The organism is Oceanivirga salmonicida, assembly GCF_001517915.1.
GTDB lineage: Bacteria > Fusobacteriota > Fusobacteriia > Fusobacteriales > Leptotrichiaceae > Oceanivirga > Oceanivirga salmonicida.
Window position 1 is genome coordinate 1 of the sequence record NZ_LOQI01000141.1, and the last position, 1,071, is coordinate 1,071.

Consider the following 1,071-nt stretch of genomic DNA (forward strand, 5'->3'; position numbering starts at 1 on the left):
TAGTCCTGCATTTACTGTATATTTATATATTCCTGTGTCAAAGTCATTACCATGATTATTGTATGAAAATGAAACATAGAATGGATTTTTCTTTTTATTTGTCATTATTATATTTGAGTACCCTTCTTTTGAAGAAGGTTCTATACTCACATTTATATCATTACCTTTTGCATAATTAAAGTTCTCTATTAAGGTATCTATTTGCTCTATAGTATACTCTTGCCCCTTTCTAATACCTGAACTTAGATACAAGGGTATTACTGTTTCTTTATTATTGTAAAATACCTTATCTACTTTACTTGCATAAAGGCTTATTGGTAATAGTAAATATATTATCTTTTTCAATTCTTGCTCCTTAAATAAACTAGTTATTTTCATTAATTAATTGTGATTCACTAAATAAATTTGATATGCCACCTCCTAGTGAATGTCCTTGTAATTCTGTATTTTTAATAAAATAATTTGATATTCCTCCCCCTAATGAGTGTCCCTTTAATAATATTTCATCATTTTTATTCAAGTAATTTGATATTCCTCCTCCTAATGAATGTCCTTTTATTGAAACATTCTTATATTCTAAATCTTCTATTTTAGTTATTATATTCTTATCATTTAAAATTATATTTTTTAATTTTGAATCATGCGAATTAGCATATACACATGAAATTGATAATATAATATAAACAAATAATTTTATTGTATTTTTAAGCATAAATAGCCTCCTTTTTTATTCTATGATAATTTTTTTTATTAGTAAATTTTTCAACTATAGGTTATATTCAAAACATATTAAATTTCCTTTTATATAATTCTAATCATATATTGCAAATGTAAAAGTATCTTTATTATAGTATTTTTCAAACTCTTTATATAACTCTTTTAATGCTTTTACTTTTTCTGGAGTATATTTAATATCACGTTCTCTTATATCTGAATCATAAATATGATACCCTTCTTCACTATCATCAGGAATTCTTTTTTCTACGTACATTATTAATACTGGGTAATCTCCCATATGCTCTATATATTTTCCCCAATCTATATCTTCATACTTTATTTCTTTATTAAAAA

At 23.6% G+C, this 1,071-nt stretch carries 3 protein-coding genes; all 3 read right to left on the reverse strand.

The features are described from left to right. Positions 1-345: hypothetical protein (locus AWT72_RS08620; RefSeq protein WP_197407657.1), on the reverse strand; the 345-nt coding region annotated here is incomplete at its 3' end. Positions 346-364: 19 nt separating this feature from the next. Then, on the reverse strand, positions 365-712 hold the full coding sequence (locus AWT72_RS08625; protein ID WP_067143661.1) for a hypothetical protein: 348 nt from the start codon (positions 710-712) through the stop codon (positions 365-367). A 99-nt stretch (positions 713-811) separates the two neighbouring features. Next, positions 812-1,071, reverse strand: a 260-nt coding sequence (locus AWT72_RS09840) for a hypothetical protein (protein ID WP_197407658.1), incomplete at its 5' end; no start/stop codon positions are given.

What these genes read in the sequence shown, in the direction of transcription:
- AWT72_RS08625 (WP_067143661.1), bottom strand. Translation starts at nt 712, where the DNA reads ATGCTTAAAAATACAATAAAATTATTTGTTTATATTATATTATCAATT.